The 2,298-nt window shown below is 61.7% G+C and carries 2 protein-coding genes; both read left to right on the top strand.

Annotation, left to right across the window (positions count from 1 at the left end):
* The first annotated feature begins 371 nt into the window (after positions 1–371).
* A complete protein-coding gene (gene soxC / locus Q2941_RS51330; RefSeq protein ID WP_458197506.1) occupies positions 372–1,643 on the top strand; it encodes a sulfite dehydrogenase in 1,272 nt (423 codons plus the stop codon).
* Positions 1,630–2,169 carry a c-type cytochrome gene (locus tag Q2941_RS51325; RefSeq protein WP_458197505.1) on the top strand — a complete coding sequence of 180 codons (540 nt, stop codon included), beginning with the start codon at positions 1,630–1,632 and terminating at the stop codon, positions 2,167–2,169. The genes soxC and Q2941_RS51325 overlap by 14 nt, the downstream gene beginning before the upstream one ends.
* The last annotated feature ends 129 nt before the right edge of the window (positions 2,170–2,298 follow it).

Here is a 2,298-nt window from a genome sequence, read left to right as displayed (position 1 = left end):
TGTCTGGGACATGGCATGCTCCTTTGTCTTCGGTGCTCTTGCCAGTTTGGCTCGCTGGCAGGGCTGGAGCACGGCCGAACCATCCCATTCTCGGACATCAGAGCCATTGGTCTTGACCGGATTGTTGGTGCGACATCCTGGCCATATGAAGGTCTTTTGGATGGGCGTGGGTTTCTGTAGTCTTCTTTTGAGCTGCTTTTCGAGACGGGACGTGCCGACGTCTCCGTTCGAGGCGAATAGCAGCTGGGAATGCCGTCGGCAGGCATCGCACTCTCAATAAAACCGACAGTCCTTTTGTGCCGGTCTCACCGAGCACTGCCCGTGCGCGCGGGCACGCGAGTTCATTTGACTGCAACGAGGGAGTGCTGCTCATGGTTAGAAAAACTCATCCCGAACCAGGCGATCCGGCGGCAGGCAATGGAATTCTGAGCCGCCGCATCTTTCTTGAAGGCGCGCTCGTTGTCGGTGCGACCGGCGCCGGCCTGTCGCACGGGTCGGCAGAACCGCTTACGGTGCAGCCATGGATGAAGGTGCCGGGTCCGGGGTTTGCGGGCTACGGCCAGCCCTCGCCGTTCGAGAGCAAGGTCGTCAAAGTCTTTCCGCCGCCGCCTAACCCTGCCGGTGTCGGCGCGTCACGCACGCCGCTGCACATGCTCGAAGGAATGATCACGCCATCCGGGTTGCATTTCGAGCGTAGCCATTCCGGCATCCCAGAAATCGATCCCGATCAACACCGGCTGGTGATCCATGGACTTGTGAAGCGCCCGCTTGTGTTTACGGTCGAAGCGCTGTCGCGCTATCCGATGCAATCGCGCATCGCCTTCATCGAGTGTGGTGGCAACAGCCAGGCGCTCAACGCGCCTCAGGCCCAGCCACTCAATGTGGCGGCTATTCACGGCCTGCTGGGTTGCTCGGAATGGACCGGCGTGCGGCTCTCCACGTTGCTCGACGAAGCCGGCATCGAACCTGAGGCGCGCTGGGTGATCGCTGAGGGCGCTGATGCTGCCGCCATGAGCCGCAGCATCCCCCTCACCAAGGCAATGGATGATGCGCTGCTCTGTCTCTATCAGAACGGCGAGCGAGTGCGGCCTTCGAACGGCTATCCCGTGCGGCTGCTGCTGCCTGGTTTCGAGGGCAACATGAACGTGAAGTGGCTACGACGGCTCAAGCTGACTGCCGGCCCCGCCATGACCAAGGACGAAACATCGAAATACACGATCCTACTCAAGGACGAAATGGCTTGGCAGTTCGTATTCCCAATCGAAGTGAAATCCGTCATCACACGTCCGTCGCCAGGACTCGCGCTGAGGGGACCGGGATTCTACGAGATTTCCGGGCTAGCCTGGTCGGGCAACGGCAGCATCCGGCAGGTCGACGTGTCGGCTGACGGCGGACGAAGCTGGGCCCCGGCGGCGTTGCAGGGCCCGATCCTGCCAAAGGCGCCAGTGCGCTTCCGCGCAGCTTGGCAATGGAATGGCGGTCCAGCCGTGCTGCAGAGCCGCGCCACTGACGACACCGGCATGGTGCAGCCAACGCGTGCGCAGTTCGCCGACGAGCGCGGCCTGCGTGGGGTCTACCACTACAACGCCATCGCAAGCTGGCGCATCGACGAGATGGGGGAGGCCAGCAATGTCTACGCTTAAACCCATTGCAGTCTGCGCATTTATGCTGACCATCGCACCCGCGGCCCTGGCCCAAGTCCCCCAGTTCGGGCAACCGATCGCGCCCGCCGATATCGCAGCGTGGGATATCAGCATCGGACCGGATGGCGCAGGTCTGCCGCCTGGTCGTGGCACCGCAATCGAGGGGGAAGCCATCTATGTGGCGAAATGTCAGGCCTGTCACGGCGAGAAGGGAATCAAGCCCAGTCTTGCGCTCGCTGGAGCGCTCGTCGGCGGCATGGGCACACTGGCGCCTGACAAGACACCGATAAAGACTGTGGGAAGTTATTGGCCCTACGCAACGACGCTGTTCGACTACACCCGCCGCGCAATGCCATTCCAGGAGTCGAAATCGCTCACCGCGGACGAGCTCTACGCGGTATCGGCCTATATCCTCAATCTCAACGGGATCGTCGGATCGAACGATGTGATCGATGCGCAGTCGCTGCCCAAGGTGAGAATGCCGAACCAGGACGGGTTCATCCCGTTCCCGCGCAATCCGCAGTAGCTTCGGGGCCGAACCTTGGTCCGTTTCTGGCCCCTCGCGTCATTTGCTGCTTCTGACCTGCCACTGAATTTTCATCCAGCAGCGGTTAGAGTCTCGGGGTTTTGTACGCCAAGTGGCGCGGGTGGAGCA

This window comes from Bradyrhizobium sp. UFLA05-153 (assembly GCF_054185185.1).
The sequence above is the reverse complement of the archived record's forward strand: the minus strand, read 5'-3'. Positions and strand labels throughout refer to the sequence as shown.

Excerpts from the sequence above, each read along its gene's own strand:
- soxC (WP_458197506.1), top strand. The coding sequence starts at position 372 with ATGGTTAGAAAAACTCATCCCGAACCAGGCGATCCGGCGGCAGGCAAT.
- Q2941_RS51325 (WP_458197505.1), top strand. The coding sequence starts at position 1,630 with ATGTCTACGCTTAAACCCATTGCAGTCTGCGCATTTATGCTGACCATC.